Annotated in this window: 1 pseudogene; it reads right to left on the bottom strand. The window is 32.2% G+C overall.

Annotation, left to right across the window (positions count from 1 at the left end):
• Positions 1 to 12: 12 nt before the first annotated feature.
• A pseudogene (locus tag B2X33_RS03550) lies at positions 13 to 211 on the bottom strand (hypothetical protein); the annotation flags it as partial.

The following is a 211-nucleotide window of genomic DNA, read 5'->3' as shown; positions in this document are numbered from 1 at the left end:
CTAAAAATCTTTTTATATTTTTTCAAAGGCCGAAATTATAAAAACTCCGTCTTTTAAAACTTCAAATCCATTTTTTTGGTTTTCGTCAATTTTTCCTTCCAGATGAATTTTATTTCCCTGAAGCTTTGTAACATCCTCCAAAACAAAGTTTGCTCCGTCGGCAACTTTTAACGAAAAAATTCTTCCGTCATCGCATACAATTCCCGGAAAA

This window comes from Treponema sp. UBA785 (assembly GCF_002297065.1).
Lineage (GTDB): Bacteria > Spirochaetota > Spirochaetia > Treponematales > Treponemataceae > Treponema_D.
Note: the sequence above shows the minus strand (reverse complement) of the source record. Positions and strands in the feature narration are given on the sequence as shown.